Raw genomic sequence first — 18,806 nt, forward strand, 5'->3', positions numbered from 1 at the left:
GAGCCGGGCCTCGATCCAGCTCGCGCTGAAGAACTTGCGGGCGATGTCGACGTTCAGCCCTCGCTGCGGCTTGGCGGGCGCGTCGTCGACGACGCCCTCGGGCATCGCGCCGGTGCCGCGCACGGACTGCTTGAGGGTGCGGGTGCCGTAGAAGACCCCGGCCTCGTCGGGCCCGGCTGGCGTCCCGTGCCCGCCGCGGGCGTCGTCGTCGCCAAGGGCAGCGAGGCCCTCGCGGACGAGGGCCGCCTGCTCGCCGGCGAGCTGAAGATCCGGTACCGCGGCGCGGTCGCCGCCCGCCCCGGCGACGTCGAGCTCGCCCTCGGCGGCGCGGGTGCCGCCGAGTCGTACCGGCTGACCACCCGCGACAACCGGGTGCGGATCACCGGGCCCGACGAGGCCGGGGTCTTCTACGGCACCCGCACCCTCAAGCAGTCCGTGCGCGGCACCGGCGCGATGCCCGAGGGCGTCGTCGACGACGCGCCCGCCAAGCCGCAGCGAGGGCTGAACGTCGACATCGCCCGCAAGTTCTTCAGCGCGAGCTGGATCGAGGCCCGGCTCCGCGAGATGGCCGACCTCAAGCTCAACCAGTTCGGGCTCCACTTCTCCGACGACCAGGGCTTCCGGATCGAGTCCGACACCCACCCCGAGATCGTCTCGGCGCAGCACCTCAGCAAGGCCGAGGTGCGCCGGATCCTCGCCCTCGCGAAGACCCTGCACATCACGGTCGTGCCGGAGATCGACTCGCCCGGGCACCTCGGCGCCGTCCTGCGCGCCCACCCGGACCTGCGGCTGCTCAACGTGCAGGGGGTCCCGCGCCAGGGGGCCATCGACATCTCCAAGCCCGGCTCCGCGCGGCTCGTCGACGAGCTGCTGCGCGAGTACGCCGGCCTCTTCCCCGGCGGCTGGTTCCACGTCGGCGCCGACGAGTACCAGGCGCTGACGGTCAGCTCCCCGGAGACCTCCTATCCGCAGCTGGCGACCGCCGCACGGCAGAAGTACGGCCCGCAGGCCCGGGTCCAGGACCTCGCGGAGGGCTGGCTCGACGACCGGGCGGCCGTGGTCCGCGACGCGGGCAAGACCGCGAAGGCCTGGAACGACGGCTTCTTCCGGGGCGGGATCGTCACCGCCGACAAGGACATCGAGGTCGAGTACTGGACCGGCAAGGAGATCGGGGCCCGGCCGCCCGCCGAGTACCTGAGCGAGGGCCGCAAGGTCGTGAACCTGAACGACGAGTACCTCTACTACGTCCTCGGCCAGCCGAACGACTTCGTGTACCCGACCGGTCGTCGCATCTACGAGCAGTGGACCCCGCGCGTGCTGCGCGGCACGACGGCGGTGCCCGCGCGCTACGACGCGCAGATCCTGGGCGGCCGGTTCGCCGTCTGGTGCGACCTGGCGGGGTCGCAGACCCAGGCCCAGGTGGCGGCCGGGATCCGGATGCCGCTGACGGCGACCGCGCAGAAGCTCTGGGACGCGCGGAAGCCCACGCTGACCTGGGAGCAGTTCCGGACGCTCGCGGCGCAGGTGCGCTGAGCTCACCGGCTGCCGCACCCGGTCGGGGCACTCGCCCTGACCGGGTCTTTTTCGCGTGGACGCCGTGGCAGGCGTCCCGTAGGTTCCACTCGCTGCGGCCGCTCGGCCGCGCCGGGGCCTCGGGGGAGGTCCCCGTCCGTCCCTGGGGGGATCCACTCACCTTGCTCCGCAATCCCAACGGTCTGTCGTACGCCGTCATGTCCCTGCTCGGTGCGACCGCCGTCGCCGACGTCTTCAGCCTGATCGTCACCCTCGGTGTCCGGTCCGACCTCCGGGGCGGCCTCGCCGACCACCCCGACCCGGCGGGCTACGAGGGCTCCCTGGGCCTCGCGGCGGCGTGGTTCGTCCCGGGGTGCTGCTCCTGGCCACGGCGACCGTCTTCGTCGTCTGGTTCCACCGGCTTCGGAGGAACGCCGACGTGTGGACGCCCGGCCTCCAGGGCCGGGGAGCGGGCTGGGCGATCGGCGGGTGGTTCGTCCCGGTCGCCAACCTGTGGATTCCGCGGGGGATCGCGGTCGACATCTGGCGTGCCAGCCGTCCGGACCCCTGCGCGCCCGACCGCCGCGGCGAGTTCACGCTCCTCAACGCCTGGTGGACGCTGTTCGCCGTCCAGGCCGTGGTGGGCCGGGTCGCGGTGCGGATGTTCGACATGGCCGAGACCGTGGAGGGGCTCGTGGAGGCCACCGACTGGCTCCTGGCGAGCGACGCGATGAACCTCGGCGCCGCCGTTCTGGCGATTCTCTTCGTGCGACGCCTGACCTCTATGCAGCACGCCAAGGCGACTGGCATGATTCCGGCCGCGCAGTGACGTAATCGCGCCAGGTGGCGCAGTAAGAGTCAGTACTGCGTCCGCAACGGGAGGCGTCCATGGCGTCGGCAACCTCGGCCACGAGCCGAAGCGTGCTGGAACTGATCGACCGGGCCGATGAGCGGAGTCTGGCCGCGGCCGGGCTCGCCTGCCTGGACCGGTGTCTGCCCCTGCTCGCCCCCGAGGGGGCGGAGGTGCTGCGGCCCGTCTGGGCGGCGGTGGCCCGCGGTGACGGCGGCGCCTGGTGCGAGTCGCTCGCCAAGGCCCGGGGCGAACTCGACGTGGTCCCCGCGGGCGACGAGGCGGCCCAGGGTGTCCGGGAGATGCTGGCCGAGGCCCCCGCCGAGTGGTCCGCCGAACCGCTGCGCGAGTGGGCCTCCTCCTGCTCCCACGCGGCGCTCGCGCTGCACGGGCGGTACGACGGCGCGGGCGGCGCGACCGAACTGGTCGACCGCTGCCGGGCCGGCGACGCGGACGGGGCGGGCCCGCTGCTCGCCGGCGAACTGCGCCGCCAGCACACCGTCCTCGAATCCGTCGCCGCCCACGGCCCGACCGGTCTGCGCCGGGCCCGCGAGCTCTCCACCGAGGGCGGCCGGGTGCTCCGCGCGGTGGTCTCCCGCCGGGCCCGCACCTCCTGACGGAGCTACGCCTCCGGCCCCTGCGCCTGGATCGAGGCGATCGTCTCCGCGACGTCCCGCTCCGCCCGCGCCTTGTCGAGGCCCAGGCCGGAGAGGACCCCCTTGCCGTCCTCGAACTCCAGGAGCGCCAGCAGGACGTGCTCGGTGCCGACGTAGTTGTGGCCCAGGCGCAGTGCCTCGCGGAACGTCAGTTCCAGGACCTTCTTCGCGCCCGCGTCGTACGGGATGAGCTCGGGCACCTCCTCCACGGCCGCCGGCAGCGTGGCCTCGACGGCCTCGCGCAGCCGCTCCGGGGTGACGCCGCGGCCGTCGATCCAGCGCGCGGCGAGCCCCTGGGGTTCGGCGAGCAGGCCGAGGGCGAGGTGGCCGGGGAGGGTCTCGGTGCCTCCCGCCGCCCGGGCCTCGTTGTGCGCGGCCACGACGACGTTCCTGGCCCGCGGGGTGAACCGGCTGAACCCCGCGTCGGGGTCCATCTTGGCGGCGTCCGTGTCCTTCGGGACGAACCGCTTCTGGGCCGCCTGCCGGGTGACGCCCATGCTCCTGCCGATGTCGGTCCAGGAGGCGCCGGAGCGCCGGGCTTGGTCCACGAAGTGGCCGATCAGGTGGTCGGCCACGTCTCCGAGGTGGTCCGCCGCGATGACGGCGTCCGAGAGCTGGTCCAGCGCGTCCGTGTGGACCTGCTTGATCGCCTCGATGAGGTCGTCGAGGCGGACGGGGTGGCTCATGCCGAGTGGCTTCGTCATGATGCAACCCTAGGTTGACAGTCAGGGAGTGTCAACCTTCGGTTGACAGTGGGTCGCCCGCCATGATGATCCACATGACGACGACCGAGAACGCCGAGTACGCAGAGGGCGGCACCGCGCCGGGCATCACCGCCGACGACCTCCAGCACGCCGTCCGCCTCTCCCTCACCACCCTCCGGGCCGCTGCCGCCGCCGGCACCACCGCCGGCTGGGACCGGCCGGCCGGGCCGCTGACCTGGAGCTGCTGGGAGACCGTCGAGCACCTCGCCGACGACCTCTTCGCCTACGCCGCGCAGCTCGGTCCCGAGACGCCGCCGCTCGACGGGGAGGTGCCCTTCCGCTGGGAGCGCCGACGCGAGGGCGGACCCGCCAACGTCACGTTCGCCGATCCCGCCGGCGGGCTCCCCGGCCTGCTCCAGGTCCTCGAGGCGTGCGGGGCGATGCTGACCGCCATGGTCCGCACGACGCCGGCCGACCGGCGCTCGTACCACGGGTTCGGGATCTCGGACGCGGAGGGGTTCGCGGCCATGGGCATCGTCGAGACCCTCGTGCACACCCACGACATCGCGACCGGACTCGACGTCGCCTGGACACCGCCCGCCGGGCTGTGCGGCCGGGTCCTGACCCGGCTCTTCCCCGACGCCCCCGCGGACACCGACCGTTGGGCCACCCTGCTGTGGGCGACCGGGCGCGGTGAGCTGCCGGGCCGGGAGCGGCTCACGTCCTGGCGCTGGTACGGCGAGGTCAGGGACACCCCCTGAGGGCCGGAACCGTCACGCGCCCCGGGGTGCGAAGGAGGACGACCGGGGCCGCCACCCCCCACAGGAGAGGCCCCGGTCGCCGTCCGCCGGGGCCGCAGCACGGCCCCGTACTCCTATCAGCGCCGCGCATGCGTTTTCTGTCACACCGCACGGCAGCCACAGAAGGTTGCAGGTTGTACGAAGACCGGACGAACATGGACCGGACGCACATGGACGTGACGACGGGGAAGGACGTAGCGTGCTGCTGCGCGCCGGGGCGGCGTGGCGGTGGTGACCAGCCGCGATGACGAACAGGTTGTGGGGAGTGCTGGGGGACGACGCGGAGCTGACGGCCGCTGTGCTCGCTGCGCAGAACGGGGACGAGGACGCGTTCCGTACTGTGTACCGTTCCGTGCATCCCCGGCTGCTCGGCTACATACGGACGCTCGTCGGTGACACCGACGTCGAGGACGTCGCCTCCGAGTCCTGGCTCCAGATCGCCCGTGACCTGGACCGATTCAGCGGTGACGCGGACCGCTTCCGCGGCTGGGCGGCGCGCATCGCCCGCAACCGGGCGCTCGACCACCTCCGGATGCGGGGCAGGCGGCCCGCCGTGGGGGGCGACGAGACCGAACTCACCGACAAGCCGGCCCTGTCCGACACCGCGGACGAGGCCATGGAAGCGCTGGCCACCGGCCACACCATGAACCTGATCGCACAACTGCCGCAGGACCAGGCGGAGGCCGTGGTGCTGCGGGTCGTCGTCGGCCTGGACGCCAAGAGCGCCGCCGACACGCTGGGGAAGCGCCCCGGAGCCGTACGGACCGCGGCGCACCGCGGACTCAAGAGACTCGCCGAACTCCTCGGTGCCGACGATCCCGCAGGTCAGCTGGGTGGCGTACCTCCGCAGCGCGGTCGCAGGCCGGAGGCCCAGGCCCCCGGCGGTGTGACGCAATCGCGTGCGCGGACGCAGAAGGACATGTGATGGCCGACGAGCGGTACCAGTGGCTCGACCAGGAGGCCGCGGAGCGGCTGCTCCGCGGCCTGCCGGTCGACCCCGTCGACGGTGACGCCCGCGACCAGGCCGAACGACTCGCCCACGCCCTCGACGCGGCCCGGCGACCGGCCGTGGATCCCGCGGCGCGGGAGGAACTTCCCGGCGAGGCGGCGGCCCTGGCCGCCTTCCGCCGGGCGACGGCGGCCCGCGCCGGCGCCTCCCTGCCCGCGGCCGCGGACCTCGCGGGGCCGCTGCCCGCGTCCGGCGCCGCCGAACTGCACGGGGTGCGGATCGGGCGGCTGCCCGCCGCCCGGCGGTGGGGACGCTCGGTCCGCTACGGGCTGGCCGCCGCGGTGGCGGCCGTCGCGGTCGGCGGTGTCGCCGTCGCCTCCGGTACGGGCCTCATCCCGACGCCCTTCGACGAGACCCCCGCGCCCGCCGGCTCGGTCACGGTCGCGGACAGCCCCGAGCCGCTGGTCTCCGGCGGCCCGGACGACGGCTTCGGCACGGTCACGCCGTCCGCGCCGCCCTCGCCCGACGACCTGCGGCCCGGCCCCTCCTCCTCGCCGGCCGCCCCCGGCGTGACCGAGACCCCCGGGGTGAGCGGCACGCCGAGCCGGGACGCCCCGGAGCCCGGGGCGAGCAGCAAGGGCACGGAGTGGGACGCCGGCGTCCTGCGCACCCGGATCCTCAAGGCCTGTCAGGACCTCAGGGACGGACGCATCTCCGACAGCGACCGGCGCCGGCTCACGGACTCCGCGGAGACGGGCGAGACCGTGCGCCGCTACTGCGACCGGATCCTGGCCGGCGATTCCTCGGGCACCGCCGAGGGGAGTTCGGGACGCGCGTCGGGCGGTACGGGCGACGGCTCCACGGGGAGCGGCGGCCGGGGCGACTCCAGGGAGTCGGGCGGCACCTCCGGGCGCGTCGGCGGGGTGAGCCGCACCGCGGCCGACGCCCCGGACGGCGGTTCCCTCTCGGCGGAGACCCTCCGGGCGGCCCCCGCGCCGGTCCTCACGCTCGCCGCCGCACCCGTGTGAGACGCGGGGTGTGACACTTTTCGGCCGCACGGCGCAGTACTGAGTGAGCCGACTGGTCATCGGCCGCGCGAGTGAGCCGGGGTTCCCCCCGTACCTTCGGCTCCGCGCACGGCGCGGGTGGGACACGTTCCCCCGGTCCCACCCGCGCCCTCTCCTCCCCGCTGTCGCGGGTCGCGCTCTACCAGTGGACGACGACCTTGTCGCCGACCTTCACCTGGTCGAAGAGCGAGGACACCTTGCCCCGGTCCCGGACGTTGACGCAGCCGTGCGAGGCGCCGTTGTAGCCCCGGGCCGCGAAGTCGGCCGAGTAGTGCACGGCCTGACCGCCGCTGAAGAACATCGCGAACGGCATCGGCGTGTGGTAGATCGTCGAGACGTGGTTGCGGCTCTTGGAGTTGACCTTGAACGTGCCCTCACGAGTGGGGGTGTTCTCCGAGCCGAAGCGGACGTCCATCGACGAGACGACCTTGCCGTCGATCATCCAGGCGAGCGTCCTGCTCTCCTTGCTGATGCAGAGCACGCGGCCGGTCATGCAACGGGCGTCCGGCTTGTCCAGCTTGTTGGTGGTGGCCGGCTTCAGCTCGTCCGCCGTCGGCTCGTGCGTCATGGCGACCAGCTTCTGCCAGGTCGTCTCGTCCACCGAGCCGGTCTCCGGCAGCTCCCGCTTCTTCTGGAAGCCCTTCACCGCGCCGCCGGTCATCGTGCCGTAGAAGCCGGTGGGGGCACGGTCGAAGTACCCGATCTGGCGCAGTCGCGCCTGGAGTTCGCGTACCTGCTTGTTCTCGTCGCCGTCCTTCATCAGCACCTTGGCGGCGGGCGCCGAGGAGCTGGGGGTGGCGGACGTGGGTGCGTCGGACGGCTTGTCGTCCGACGGGGTCGACGCCTCGCCGGACGGCGAGGCGGGGGCCGAGGCCGAGGAGGAGGGTGCCGACGGACTCGCCGTCTCCTCCGGACCGGCTGCCTGTGCCTTGCAGCCGGTGACGACGGCCACGGCGACCGCGGCCACGAGTGCTCTGCGAATGACGGACGAACGTTGCATGGAACATGCCCCCCGAGACGTGTGTGTGTACTTATTGGATGCTTACCGGGGCCGCTTGGTTGCGCACCCTCGCAAAGTACGGAGCATGCTGTGAGGAAGGTCCCAGCGAGCGGCTCTCCACCCGCCGCACGGCCACGGCTACAGTCCGTCGCGAGGGTCGGTACCCACCAGTAGGTCTATCGGGAGGCACAGCAGATGGCGCGCGAGTCGGAATCCGGGCTGCCCATTGAGCCGGTCTACGGGCCGGACGCGCTCGACGGGTGGGATCCGGCCGGGAAGCTGGGCGAGCCGGGTGCGTACCCCTTCACCCGCGGTGTGTACCCCTCGATGTACACCGGCCGGCCCTGGACCATGCGGCAGTACGCCGGCTTCGGCACCGCCGTCGAGTCCAACGCCCGCTACAAGCAGCTGATCGACAACGGCACGATGGGCCTGTCGGTCGCCTTCGACCTGCCGACCCAGATGGGCCACGACTCCGACGCCCCGATCGCGCACGGCGAGGTCGGCAAGGTCGGCGTGGCCATCGACTCGATCGACGACATGCGGGTGCTGTTCGACGGGATCCCGCTGGACAAGGTCTCGACGTCGATGACCATCAACGCCCCCGGTGCGCTGCTGCTCCTGCTGTACCAGCTCGTGGGCGAGGAGCAGGGCGTCGCGGCGGACAAGCTGACCGGCACGATCCAGAACGACGTGCTCAAGGAGTACATCGCCCGGGGCACGTACATCTTCCCGCCGAAGCCGTCGCTGCGGCTGATCGCGGACATCTTCAAGTACTGCCGGGCCGAGATCCCGAAGTGGAACACGATCTCGATCTCCGGCTACCACATGGCCGAGGCCGGTGCCTCGCCCGCGCAGGAGATCGCGTTCACCCTGGCCGACGGCATCGAGTACGTCCGTACCGCCGTCGCCGCGGGCATGGACGTGGACGACTTCGCGCCCCGTCTCTCCTTCTTCTTCGTGGCCCGCACCACGATCCTCGAGGAGGTCGCGAAGTTCCGTGCCGCCCGCCGGATCTGGGCGAGGGTGATGAAGGAGGAGTTCGGCGCGAAGAACCCCAAGTCGCTGATGCTCCGCTTCCACACCCAGACGGCCGGTGTCCAGCTCACCGCCCAGCAGCCCGAGGTCAACCTGGTGCGCGTGGCCGTCCAGGGTCTGGCCGCGGTCCTGGGCGGTACGCAGTCGCTGCACACGAACTCCTTCGACGAGGCCATCGCCCTGCCGACGGACAAGTCCGCCCGCCTCGCGCTGCGGACCCAGCAGGTCCTCGCCTACGAGACGGACGTCACCGCGACCGTCGACCCCTTCGCCGGCTCCTACGTCGTCGAGAAGATGACGGACGACGTCGAGGCCGCCGCCCTCGAACTGATGGCCAAGGTCGAGGACATGGGCGGCGCGGTCAACGCGATCGAGCGCGGCTTCCAGAAGAACGAGATCGAGCGCTCCGCCTACCGCATCGCGCAGGAGACCGACAGCGGCGAGCGGGTCGTCGTGGGCGTCAACCGCTACACGATCGACGTCGAGGAGCCCTACGAGCCGCTGCGCGTCGACCCGGCGATCGAGGCCCAGCAGGCCGACCGGCTCGCCAAGCTGCGCGCCGAGCGCGACCAGGCGGCCGTGGACACGGCGCTGACCGAGCTGAAGAAGGCCGCGGAGGGCACGGACAACGTCCTCTACCCGATGAAGGACGCCCTCAAGGCCCGGGCCACCGTCGGCGAGGTCTGCAACGCCCTGCGCGAGGTCTGGGGCACCTACGTCCCCACCGACGCCTTCTAGGTCCTGTCCGGGCGGACCTGGGCCGTCTCGTCCGGATCACCGCAGGAGCCCGCAGTGTGGACCCCGGCCGGGTAGACGGTCGGGGTCCTTCTCCTTGCGGGTGGCGATCCACCGCCACCCGTGCAAGCGGTCGACGCGGCGTCCGACGGTGGCGCGCTGCTGGTGCGCCTCGCGATCGGAGGCGGGTGGCCTGCCGCCCCGGCTGCCGCGCCGCGCGCCGCCGCCGGACGGTCGGCCCGGTGCGCCGGGTGGCCCGGGGCTCACCCGTGACCTGCGGAAAGATCCACTGCGAGGGTTACCGCGGGTTCCGTCGCCGTGCACACAGGATCGTCACCGAACCGACATACCAAACGGTCGGAAACCCTCTTACGCGGGGGCCATACCCATGAGTAACGTACGCGGACCACCAGCGCCACCCGCCCGTCCCCCGGGGCGGCAAGGAGCAAGATCGATGTCGTACCACCAGCCTTTCCCCGGTCCACCGCCCGTACCGCAGCACCCGAATGCCGGGCGGCACCGCCAGGAGGCGGCGTCGCAGTCCTGGGAGGGTGGATCGCCGTCCTGGGGCACCGACCCGCAGGCAGCCTGGGACTCCCCGCGGGCGTGGGACTCCTCGCCGCAGGGCTGGGACTCCGCGCAGCAGCCCTGGAACGCGTCCCCGCAGCCTCCACCGCCCGCCGCCCCCGACGACCGTGATGACCTGCACCGGCTCGGATCGGCCTACCGCAGGCTCCGCCGCGTCGCCACCTTCACCGCGCTCGGCTACTTCGTCATCTTCCTTTTCCTGTCCGGCTACGCCCCCTCGCTGATGACCGGCAACATCACCGGTGGTCTCACCACCGGTCTGGTCCTGGGGCTCCTCCAGCTGCCCGTGGCGCTGGCCGCGATCGCTCTGTACGAGCGGATCGCACGCCACCGCGTCGACCCGCTCGCCGCGGCGATCCGCGAACGCGCCGAGCGGGCGGCCGCGGCTGCCGCGCCCCGGCCGGAACGCCAGGGCCGCTCCGGACGTCCCACGTGGCAGCAGCCCACCGGAGGTGCGCGCGCATGACCAGCTTCAGCTCCGGGGCCCAGACCATGTCGCTGATGGCGTTCATCGCGGTCATCACCGTCACGCTGCTGCTGTGCGTGATGACCGGCCCCGATCGTGACGACCTGGGCGAGTTCTACACCGGCTACCGCTCGCTCTCCCCCGTGCAGAGCGGCCTCGCGATCGCCGGCGACTACATCTCCGCCGGCACCGTGCTCGGCACCATCGGCATCATCGCGCTCGTCGGCTACGACGGCGTCACGCTGGCCCTGAGCACCGTGCTCTCGCTGGTCCTGATGATGTTCCTGCTCGCCGAACCGCTGCGTAACGCCGGCCGGTTCACGATCGGCGACGTCCTCACCCGGCGTCTCCCCGGCCCCGCCGTGCGGATCACCACGGCCGCGGTCACCCTGACCGCGCTGCTGCCGCTGGTGATCTTCCAGCTCGCGGGCGCCGGCGATCTCCTCTCCGTCGTCCTCGGCTTCGACTCCGACGGCTTCAAGACCGGCGCGATCGTGTTCCTGGGCCTGCTGATGATCGCGTACGCGGCGATCGGCGGCATGAAGGGCACCGCCTTCATCCAGATCGTCAAGACCGTCGCCCTGCTCGGCGCGTCCCTCGCGATCGCCACGCTCATCCTCAACCGCTTCGACTTCAGCCTGCCCTCCCTGCTGGACGCCGCCAAGCGCGGCAGCGGGGCGGGAGACGCCTATCTCGCCTCCGGTCTGCAGTTCGGCGGCAACGAACTCGACATGATCAGCACTCAGTTGACGGTCGTGCTCGGTGCCGCGGTGCTGCCGCAGATCACCATGCGCATGTTCACCGCGCGCAGCGCGGCGGCCGTGCGGCGCTCGATGTCCTGGGCGGTGTCGACCGTCGTCGTGACCTGTCTGCTGATCGCCGTCATCGGCTTCGGCGCGGCGGCGATCGTCGGCCACCAGCGGATCGCCGCCGGCGACCCGCAGGGCAAGACGGCGTTCCTCATGGTCAGCCAGGCCGTCATGGGCGCGGACCAGACGACCGTCGAGACACTGCTGTTCACGGCCGTGGCGACGGCCATCTTCCTCACCCTGCTGGCCTCGGTCGCCGGGATCACCCTCGCCTGCGCCAACACCCTGGCGCACGACCTCATCACGCACGGGCTGCGCCGCAAGGCGCGACTGACGGACTCCGCGGAGATGGCCGTCGCCCGGACCGCCGCGGCGGGCGTCGGGCTGGTGGCGATCGCGATCGCCGCCGGTGCACGGCACCTGAACCTCCAGGCACTGCTCACCCTGTCGTTCTGCATCGGCGCGTCCGCGGTCGCACCGGCCCTCATCTACAGCCTCTTCTGGCGCCGCTACTCCCGTACGGGACTGCTCTGCACCCTCATCGTGGGCAGCGCCTCCGCGTTCCTCCTCATGACCGGCAGCAACCTGGTGTCCGGATCGCCCCAGGCGATCTTCCCGGACCAGGACTTCAACTGGTTCCCGTTCACCACGTCGGGCATCCTCTCGGCCCCGCTGGGCTTCCTCGCGGGCTGGCTCGGCACGGTGCTCCGTGAACGCGACCCGGCCGACCAGCGCACGCGGTACGAAGCGGTGGAGGAGACGATCCTGGCCGGCACGCCCGCGGCGAACGGCGCCTCCGCGTCCTGACGCGCACGCCCCGACGCAAGGGCGCCCGGCCCGATGTTCCAGGCCGGGCGCCCTTCCGGCTGTCCCGAGGTCGCGTGCGGGAGGTGGTCCGCCGGGGCTTCGGCCGACCCGTCCGGCCCTGCCGGGCGCCGCCGCCGGCGCCGATGCGGAATGTCGCCGTCCGCCCTGCGGAACCCGAAAGCGGAGTGTCGCACCCGTGTGCGACACTCCGCTTCATGCTGGGTGTCACCGATCTGCCGACCTATCTCGCGGGCCTCGTCCTCATCATCCTTCTGCCGGGGCCGAACTCGCTCTACGTGCTGTCCGTCGCCGCCCGCAAGGGCACCCGGACCGGCTACCGGGCCGCGGCCGGCGTCTTCACCGGCGACGCGGTCCTGATGACCCTGGCCGCGCTCGGCGCCGCCTCGCTGCTCCAGACCACCCCGCTCCTCTTCATGATCGTGAAGTACGCGGGCGCCGGCTATCTCACCTGGATGGCGATCGGCATGCTGCGGGCGGCCTGGTCCATGTGGCGCTCACGTGGCGAGGCGCAGGCGGCCGACGAGCCGGACCGGGAACCGGTCGCGGGGGAGAACCCGTACCGGCGGGCGCTGATCATCAGCCTCTTCAACCCGAAGGCCATCCTCTTCCTGATCTCCTTCTTCGTGCAGTTCGTCGATCCCGGATACGCCTACCCGGCGCTGTCCTTCCTGGTGCTCGGCGGCCTGCTCCAGATCGGCAGCTTCCTCTACCTGACGACGCTGATATTCGGTGGCACGCGTCTCGCCGCCGCCTTCCGCCGGCGCCGCAGGCTGTCCGCCGGGGCGACCTCCGCGGCCGGCGCGCTCTTCCTCGGCTTCGCGGCGAAGCTCTCGCTCAGCAGCGCCTGACCGTCCCGGCGCCGCGGACGCGCACCGTCCCGCGCCGGCACGGCTTGACCCTGACACCGTGTGAGGCCGTTCCGTAGGAGTCGTCATGTTCACCATCGGAGACTTCGCCCGGCACGGGCGGGTGTCGGTCCGCATGCTGCGCCACTACGACGCCATCGGACTGCTGCGCCCGGCCCACGTCGACCCGCACAGCGGCTACCGCCACTACGAGGCGGACCAGCTCGCCCGGCTCAACCGTGTCATCGCGCTCAAGGAACTCGGCTTCACCCTCGAACAGGTGGGCTCGATCCTCGACGAGCAGCTGGGAGCGGACGAGCTGCGCGGGATGCTGAGGCTGCGCCAGGCCGAGCTGGAGACGGCCCTGGCGGAGGCGGCGGGACGGCTGGCCCAGGTCGGCGCGCGGCTCCGAGCCATCGAGAGCGAGGGACACATGTCCACGCAGGACGTCGTCATCAAGAAGGTTCCGCCGGTCCGCCTGGCCGAGCTGAGCGCGCCGGCCGCGGGGTTCGGCCCCGAGGACATCGGCCCGGTCATCCAGCCCCTGTACGAGGAGCTGTGCGGTCTCCTGGAGCGCGCGGGCGTCACCGGCTTCGGCCCGGGGATCGCGTACTACGAGGACGCGGGCGCGGGCGACGGCTCGATCGTCGTGCACGCCGGGATGACCGTCCCGGCCGGCGCGACGGCGGAGGGGGTCGACTTCGTCCTCCTGCCCGGCCTGGAGGAGGCGGCGACCGTGGTGCACCGGGGGCCGATGGAGAACCTCCTGCCGACCGTCCAGACCCTGGCCACCTGGATCGACGCCAACGGCTACCGCTCGACGGGCTACGCCCGCGAGCTGTACCTGGAGTGCCCCGAAGACCGCGCCGGCTGGGTGACGGAGCTCCAGGAGCCGGTCGCCCGCGCCTGACCCCGAGCCGGACGGGACCTAGGAGCGGCTCAGCGCGCGCTTCAGCCGGAGCGCGCGCCGGGCCAGCCGGCGGACCCGGGGGTGCCGGGGGACCGGCAGGCCGCCCGGCAGGCCGAGGACGGTGAGGCGGCGGCGCGTGACATAGGCACGGGTCCGTTCGGCGAGCGGGCCCGACAGCTGACGCACCGCCGCCTCCCGCAGGTCCGGCCGGATCCTCGGCTGCATCGCGAAGCCGACCGCCGCGATCAGGCCGGCCGGCGGGGCGGGGAGCGGCGGGGCGGGGACGCCGTTCCCGTCGGCCTCCTCCAGGTCGGGCACCAGCGCGTCGACGAGGACGAGCGGCARGCGATTGCTGTTCTGGAACGGGGTGAGCCGGTCCAGCAGGGTCCGCGTGCCCACCCGGGCCACCGGGATCCCGTAGAAGGCACGGGCGGTCATCAGCGCCGTCGAGAAGCAGCCGACGACCAGCGCCGGCCGCGGCTCCCGGTAGAGCACCTCGGCGAGCACGGGCCGGTCGTCCACGGTCAGCGCGGCGCCGAGCCGCTCGGCCTCCCGGGCCAGGGTCCGGGTCCACGCGTCGGGCGCCGTCGGATGCGGTTTGAAGACGAGCCGCCGGTGCCCGCGGGCCACCGCGCCGCGCACCATCCGCAGATGCAGCTCCTCCTCCTCGGCCGGGGTGAGCAGGGACAGGGCCGCCAGGTACTGGCCGAGCAGCAGCGCCGGGGCCGCCTGCCCCGTGCCGCCGTCCCGCGCCCCGTCCGGGGAGCCGGGCGCGCAGGCCGCCGACTCGGCGACGACCTTGGTGAACGCCTCCGTCGGCACCACCACCGGCTCCGCCCCGAACTCCGCGAGCAGCAGCGGCGTGAGCCCCGGCACCAGGTCGAGGTGGAGCAGGCGCCGGACCCGCTCGCCCACCAGCGGATCGAGCTTGTTGCGGGTGGGGCCGTAGCTCATGAGCCCGTCCGCGTACACGTCCAGGGCCGCGTCCGGGAAGAGCCGGGCGACCGTCAGGGCGGGCGTCACCTGCACCGACTCCAGGGCCAGTTCGACGCGGTCGTCACCGAGCCCCCACAGCCGCCGCAGATGCCGCTCCAGCAGAGGCAGGTCGTCCGGCCGCGGCGTCCAGCCGGAGGGGTGGAGGGGGGAGACGGCCTCGTTCCAGGACAGCACGGAGTCGAAACGCCCGCGCAGCGCCTCGAAGCCCGGCATCTCGTCCAGGGACGGCGTGGTCTCCGGCACGGCCGCGTTGTTGGCCACCAGCAGCAGCCGGCGGTCGGCCGGTCCGAAGCAGCCGCTGTCCAGCGCGGCGGCCAGCGTCGTGGCGCCGTACAGGGTGGACGCGTAGAAGATCTGGGTGGTCCTCACGCGGCGGCCCCCGCTCCCGCCGTGCGGGCGGCGCGCGCCGGGACGAGGGCACCGGTGCCCCGGCGGCGGCGCAGCCTGCGCAGGACGGCGGCCCGCTCCTCGTCCATCGAGGACAGCGCCTCCCCGAGCACGTCCCGGGGCATCCGACGCAGCGCCGCGGCGCTCATCGCCCGCAATTCCCTCGCCACCGCCGGTTCGAATCGCGAAAGATTTCCGACGTGATGGGAAATGAGCGCGCAATAGGTGCGGACGGCTTTCGGGAGGAGCCGTTCGGCATCGCGGTCGTTCGCCGTTTCGTCGATCACCTGGTCGAATGCGCGAATGAAATCCAGCTGCCGCACGTCGCCGATCTGGGTCAGTGACGTGGACACTCCGCGCCGGTAGAAGAGGCCCAGTGCGCTCACCGCCGCGAAGGACTCCGCCTCCCGGTGCAGCCGCCAGATCCACGGCCGGTCCTCGGCCGTCCGCAGCCCCGGGGTGAAGTGCAGCAGGCCGCGGTCCAGCAGCCGCCGGTGGTAGATCCCGGCCCAGGCGTACGGGTAGTCCACCGACGTGGTCCGGTCGGCCGGCAGGATCGCGTCCCGGGGACGCAGGACCTCGCCGCGCCGCCCGATCGGCGCGCGGCGGACGGTGCGGGTCCGCCCCGTGCACCGGACGTGGTCGGTGCGCAGGAAGTCGCAGTCCAGCGCATCCATGGCGGTGACCAGCCGGTCGTAGAAGCCGGGAGCCAGCCAGTCGTCGCCGTCGAGGAAGGCGAGATAGCGGCCGCGTGCCGCGTCCAGCCCCGTGTTGCGGGCGGTGGCGAGACCCTCGTTGCGGGCGTGTCGGAGCAGGACGGCCCCCGGGATCTCGCGGGCCGCCCGTTCGAGGAGCGCCGAGGTGCCGTCCGTCGAGCAGTCGTCGACGAGCAGGAACTCGAAGTCCTCGCGGGCGTTGGCACGCAGGCTGGTGAGGGTGTCCGGGGCGTATGTCTGCACGTTGAAGAACGGCACGACGACGGAGAGCTTGACCACGCGGCCGACGCTAGGCGCCGCCCCGGCATTCGTTCTGGCCGGCAGAGGGATGTCCGGTGAACACGAGGCGGCGGAGTGCTTAAGCACCCCCGATCCCGGCCTTTTTCAGAAGTCGTCACGGCGCTGTTCACCCTTTGTTGTGGAGCAGTTGGGCCGAGAACCGGAATGCCTCTCTAGCGTCCTCGGCGTGCCAGCAAGTACCGAACAGGCGGTGCGCGTCGCCGTACTCGCCGATTCCGACACCCGGTGGAAATGGGGCGCGCTCACCGCACGCCGCCTCGTGGCCGCCGAGCCCACGGGATTCGTCCTGCGGGGCCGCGCCACCCCCACCGCACGCCAGCTCGCCGAGACCGGGGTGTCCACGACGCCACCGCGGGAGGTGACCGGGGCCGAGTTCCTCCGCGAGGTGCGCGACGCGGCGCTCCGCGGCGAGGGATACGACGTCGTCGTCCTCGCCCTGGTCGGCGGCACCGTCCGCGCCGTCCTGCAGGGACTGTCCGAACTCGCCCTGGAACGGCGGCCGGTGATCGTCACCGGTTACGTCGGCGTCGTCTACGAGAAGCTCGCGGACGGGCTGCTCCTGCGCCACGGCGCGGACGTCGTCCTCGCCAACTCCCGTCACGACGCGGAGCGGTTCCGCGCCGTGTACGAGGGGGTGGGCGCCGACGCCTCCGCGGTCGTCGAAGCCGCGCTGCCCTTCCTCGGCGGCGCCCCGTACACCCCCGAGGCCGGGCGGGACACCCTCGTCTTCGCCGCCCAGCCCTCCGTCCCGGCGACCAGGGCCGAGCGCGTCTACCTGCTGCGCCGCCTGATCGGCCACGCCCGGCAGCACCCGGGGCGCGAGGTGCTCCTCAAGCTCCGCTCCAAGCCCGGCGAGCACACCACGCACCTGGAGGAGCTGCCCTACCAGCGGCTGGTGCGCGATCTCGCCGCGCCGCCCAACTTCCGCCTCGTGTACGGGCACATGGGCGAGGTCCTGGACCGCACGGACCTGCTGGTCACCGTCTCCTCGACGGCCGCGCTCGAAGCACTGCACCGGCGCGTCCCCACCGCCGTCCTCACCGACCTCGGTGTACGCGAGGTGCTCGGCAACCACCACTTCGTGGGCTCGGGGCTGCTGACCTCCTTCGAGCGGCTCGACGCGGGCGTGCGCCCGGAGCCGGACGCGGAGTGGCTCGACCGCCAGGGCGTCGCCGCCGGGGGAGACGCCTACGCGTCCGCCTTCGACGCCGCCAGGGAGCGGGTCGCCGACCTGCTCGCCGGCCCGGCGCTGCCCCCCGTCTCGCCCTACTACACCGCGGACACGGCCCCCGGCTACCTGCCCGGGATCCTCGCCCGTCACCGCCTCGACGTCGACGCGCCGGAGGCCCGCCCCGGCGGACTGCGGCGACTCGTCCGCGAGGCGGCCCGGGGCGCCTACCGCCACGGCGTGCAGCGCGTCGCCCCCGCCATCCGCCGCCTGGGAGAACTCTGATGACCGCCGTCCCCACCGTGCTCGCCGTGATCCCCGCCCGGGGAGGCTCGAAGGGCGTGCCCGCCAAGAACCTCGCCCCGGTGGCCGGGCTCCCGCTCGTCGCCCGCACCGTGCACGCCTGCCGCGGCGCCCGGCGGGTCACCGACGTCGTCGTCTCCACGGACGACGCGGAGATCGCGACGGCCGCCCGCGCGGCCGGCGCCGAGGCCGTGCGCCGGCCGGCCGACCTCGCCGGCGACACCGCCACCAGCGAGTCCGCGGTGCTGCACGCGATGGACGCCTTCGAGGCCACCCACGGCCGCACGGTCGACGTGGTCCTCCTGGTCCAGTGCACCAGCCCCTTCCTCACCCCGGACGAGGTGAACGGCGCCGTCGAGCGGATCCTCTCGGGCGAGGCCGCCACGGCCCTGACCGTCGCCCAGAGCCACGGCTTCCTCTGGCGGGACGCCGAGGGCGGCGCCACCGGCGTCAACCACGACACGGCGCACCGCCCCCGCCGCCAGGACCGGGAGCCCGAGTACCTGGAGACCGGCGCCGTCTACGCGATGGACGCCGAGGGCTTCCGCACCCACCGGCACCGCTTCTTCGGGCGCACCGCGCTCGTCGTCACGGATCCCGCCCGGGTCCTGGAGATCGACGACCCGCACGACCTCGCCCGCGCCCGGGCGCTCGCCCCGCTGCTCGACACCCCGGCCACGCCCCGCCTCGACGACGTCGACGCGATCGTCCTGGACTTCGACGGCACCCAGACCGACGACCGGGTCCACATCGACGCCGACGGACGCGAGTTCGTCTCCGTCCACCGCGGCGACGGCCTCGGCATCGCCGCCCTGCGCCGCGCCGGTGTCCCGCTCCTGATCCTGTCCACCGAGCAGAACCCGGTCGTCGCCGCCCGCGCCCGCAAGCTCCGGATCCCCGTCCTGCACGGCGTCGACCGCAAGGACCTCGCCCTCAAGCAGTGGTGCGAGGAGCAGGGGATCGACCCCCAGCGCGTGCTCTACGCCGGCAACGACGTCAACGACCTGCCCTGCTTCCACCTCGTCGGCTGGCCCGTCGCGGTGGGCAGCGCCCACGACTCCGTACGGGCCGCCGCCCGTGCGGTCACCGCCACCCCCGGCGGCTCCGGAGCCATCCGCGAGATCGCCGCCTGGCTCCTCGGCCCCGAGCTCCACACCACCGACTCCTAAGGAACGGCAA

Annotated in this window: 16 protein-coding genes and 1 pseudogene; 13 read left to right on the plus strand and 4 right to left on the minus strand. The window is 73.0% G+C overall.

What is annotated here, in order from left to right; genetic code table 11:
* Nucleotides 1-168: 168 nt before the first annotated feature.
* The 3 genes and pseudogenes from EAO71_RS29650 to EAO71_RS29660 all read left to right on the plus strand — a co-directional run.
* Nucleotides 169-1,533: pseudogene (locus tag EAO71_RS29650) on the plus strand (beta-N-acetylhexosaminidase); the annotation flags it as partial.
* Between the two features lie 352 nt (nt 1,534-1,885).
* The gene (locus tag EAO71_RS29655; RefSeq protein WP_187282876.1) at nt 1,886-2,341 is read left to right on the plus strand and encodes a DUF4328 domain-containing protein; all 456 of its coding nucleotides are present in this window, start codon (nt 1,886-1,888) and stop codon (nt 2,339-2,341) included.
* 59 nt (nt 2,342-2,400) lie between these two features.
* Nucleotides 2,401-2,979: a hypothetical protein gene (locus tag EAO71_RS29660; RefSeq protein ID WP_147980877.1), complete on the plus strand. Its 579-nt coding sequence runs from the start codon at nt 2,401-2,403 to the stop codon at nt 2,977-2,979.
* Nucleotides 2,980-2,984: 5 nt separating this feature from the next.
* Here the strand turns inward: EAO71_RS29660 and EAO71_RS29665 are convergent, their stop codons facing one another.
* Nucleotides 2,985-3,722, minus strand: coding sequence for a Clp protease N-terminal domain-containing protein (locus tag EAO71_RS29665; protein ID WP_147980878.1), 738 nt, complete (start codon nt 3,720-3,722; stop codon nt 2,985-2,987).
* 74 nt (nt 3,723-3,796) lie between these two features.
* On the opposite strand from EAO71_RS29665, the gene EAO71_RS29670 reads away from it, so the two are divergent.
* From EAO71_RS29670 to EAO71_RS29680, 3 genes are all read left to right on the plus strand, one after another.
* A complete protein-coding gene (locus EAO71_RS29670; RefSeq protein ID WP_147980879.1) occupies nt 3,797-4,483 on the plus strand; it encodes a DinB family protein in 687 nt (228 codons plus the stop codon).
* 304 nt (nt 4,484-4,787) lie between these two features.
* Nucleotides 4,788-5,447 carry an RNA polymerase sigma factor gene (locus EAO71_RS29675; RefSeq protein WP_147981326.1) on the plus strand — a complete coding sequence of 220 codons (660 nt, stop codon included), beginning with the start codon at nt 4,788-4,790 and terminating at the stop codon, nt 5,445-5,447.
* Complete coding sequence (locus EAO71_RS29680) at nt 5,447-6,499, plus strand: hypothetical protein (RefSeq protein WP_147980880.1); 1,053 nt, start codon at nt 5,447-5,449, stop codon at nt 6,497-6,499. The genes EAO71_RS29675 and EAO71_RS29680 overlap by 1 nt, the downstream gene beginning before the upstream one ends.
* Before the next feature lie 178 nt (nt 6,500-6,677).
* On the opposite strand, the gene EAO71_RS29685 is transcribed toward EAO71_RS29680, so the two are convergent.
* Nucleotides 6,678-7,538 (minus strand): L,D-transpeptidase family protein, encoded by an 861-nt coding sequence (locus tag EAO71_RS29685; protein WP_147980881.1) that lies wholly within the window; start codon nt 7,536-7,538, stop codon nt 6,678-6,680.
* A 195-nt stretch (nt 7,539-7,733) separates the two neighbouring features.
* On the opposite strand from EAO71_RS29685, the gene EAO71_RS29690 reads away from it, so the two are divergent.
* The 5 genes from EAO71_RS29690 to EAO71_RS29710 all read left to right on the plus strand — a co-directional run bounded on the left by EAO71_RS29690 (nt 7,734) and on the right by EAO71_RS29710 (nt 13,757).
* Nucleotides 7,734-9,314 carry an acyl-CoA mutase large subunit family protein gene (locus EAO71_RS29690; protein ID WP_147980882.1) on the plus strand — a complete coding sequence of 527 codons (1,581 nt, stop codon included), beginning with the start codon at nt 7,734-7,736 and terminating at the stop codon, nt 9,312-9,314.
* 451 nt (nt 9,315-9,765) lie between these two features.
* On the plus strand, nt 9,766-10,365 hold the full coding sequence (locus tag EAO71_RS29695) for a DUF485 domain-containing protein (protein WP_147980883.1): 600 nt from the start codon (nt 9,766-9,768) through the stop codon (nt 10,363-10,365).
* Nucleotides 10,362-11,981: a sodium/solute symporter gene (locus EAO71_RS29700; RefSeq protein ID WP_147980884.1), complete on the plus strand. Its 1,620-nt coding sequence runs from the start codon at nt 10,362-10,364 to the stop codon at nt 11,979-11,981. Before EAO71_RS29695 ends, EAO71_RS29700 begins: the two co-directional genes overlap by 4 nt.
* Nucleotides 11,982-12,196: 215 nt before the next feature.
* Nucleotides 12,197-12,850 carry a leucine efflux protein LeuE gene (gene leuE / locus EAO71_RS29705; protein ID WP_147980885.1) on the plus strand — a complete coding sequence of 218 codons (654 nt, stop codon included), beginning with the start codon at nt 12,197-12,199 and terminating at the stop codon, nt 12,848-12,850.
* An 85-nt stretch (nt 12,851-12,935) separates the two neighbouring features.
* Entirely contained in the window at nt 12,936-13,757 is an 822-nt protein-coding gene (locus EAO71_RS29710) for a MerR family transcriptional regulator (RefSeq protein ID WP_147980886.1), read from the plus strand.
* Between the two features lie 18 nt (nt 13,758-13,775).
* Here EAO71_RS29710 and EAO71_RS29715 read toward each other — a convergent pair whose 3' ends face one another.
* Nucleotides 13,776-15,122 carry an alpha-2,8-polysialyltransferase family protein gene (locus tag EAO71_RS29715; protein ID WP_147980887.1) on the minus strand — a complete coding sequence of 449 codons (1,347 nt, stop codon included), beginning with the start codon at nt 15,120-15,122 and terminating at the stop codon, nt 13,776-13,778.
* A complete protein-coding gene (locus EAO71_RS29720) occupies nt 15,119-16,135 on the minus strand; it encodes a glycosyltransferase family 2 protein (protein WP_147980888.1) in 1,017 nt (338 codons plus the stop codon). Before EAO71_RS29720 ends, EAO71_RS29715 begins: the two co-directional genes overlap by 4 nt.
* Nucleotides 16,136-16,322: 187 nt before the next feature.
* Between EAO71_RS29720 and EAO71_RS29725 the strand changes: the two genes are divergently transcribed.
* Complete coding sequence (locus tag EAO71_RS29725; RefSeq protein WP_147980889.1) at nt 16,323-17,609, plus strand: DUF6716 putative glycosyltransferase; 1,287 nt, start codon at nt 16,323-16,325, stop codon at nt 17,607-17,609.
* On the plus strand, nt 17,609-18,796 hold the full coding sequence (locus tag EAO71_RS29730; RefSeq protein WP_147980890.1) for an acylneuraminate cytidylyltransferase: 1,188 nt from the start codon (nt 17,609-17,611) through the stop codon (nt 18,794-18,796). The genes EAO71_RS29725 and EAO71_RS29730 overlap by 1 nt, the downstream gene beginning before the upstream one ends.
* Nucleotides 18,797-18,806: the final 10 nt, after the last annotated feature.

Source organism: Streptomyces sp. MS191 (assembly GCF_008042125.1).
Taxonomy (GTDB): Bacteria; Actinomycetota; Actinomycetes; order Streptomycetales; family Streptomycetaceae; genus Streptomyces.

Coding starts and splice junctions, on each gene's coding strand:
- EAO71_RS29660 (WP_147980877.1), top strand. CDS start 2,401: ATGGCGTCGGCAACCTCGGCCACGAGCCGAAGCGTGCTGGAACTGATC.
- EAO71_RS29665 (WP_147980878.1), bottom strand. CDS start 3,722: ATGACGAAGCCACTCGGCATGAGCCACCCCGTCCGCCTCGACGACCTC.
- EAO71_RS29670 (WP_147980879.1), top strand. CDS start 3,797: ATGACGACGACCGAGAACGCCGAGTACGCAGAGGGCGGCACCGCGCCG.
- EAO71_RS29680 (WP_147980880.1), top strand. CDS start 5,447: ATGGCCGACGAGCGGTACCAGTGGCTCGACCAGGAGGCCGCGGAGCGG.
- EAO71_RS29685 (WP_147980881.1), bottom strand. CDS start 7,538: ATGCAACGTTCGTCCGTCATTCGCAGAGCACTCGTGGCCGCGGTCGCC.
- EAO71_RS29690 (WP_147980882.1), top strand. CDS start 7,734: ATGGCGCGCGAGTCGGAATCCGGGCTGCCCATTGAGCCGGTCTACGGG.
- EAO71_RS29695 (WP_147980883.1), top strand. CDS start 9,766: ATGTCGTACCACCAGCCTTTCCCCGGTCCACCGCCCGTACCGCAGCAC.
- EAO71_RS29700 (WP_147980884.1), top strand. CDS start 10,362: ATGACCAGCTTCAGCTCCGGGGCCCAGACCATGTCGCTGATGGCGTTC.
- leuE (WP_147980885.1), top strand. CDS start 12,197: ATGCTGGGTGTCACCGATCTGCCGACCTATCTCGCGGGCCTCGTCCTC.
- EAO71_RS29710 (WP_147980886.1), top strand. CDS start 12,936: ATGTTCACCATCGGAGACTTCGCCCGGCACGGGCGGGTGTCGGTCCGC.
- EAO71_RS29730 (WP_147980890.1), top strand. CDS start 17,609: ATGACCGCCGTCCCCACCGTGCTCGCCGTGATCCCCGCCCGGGGAGGC.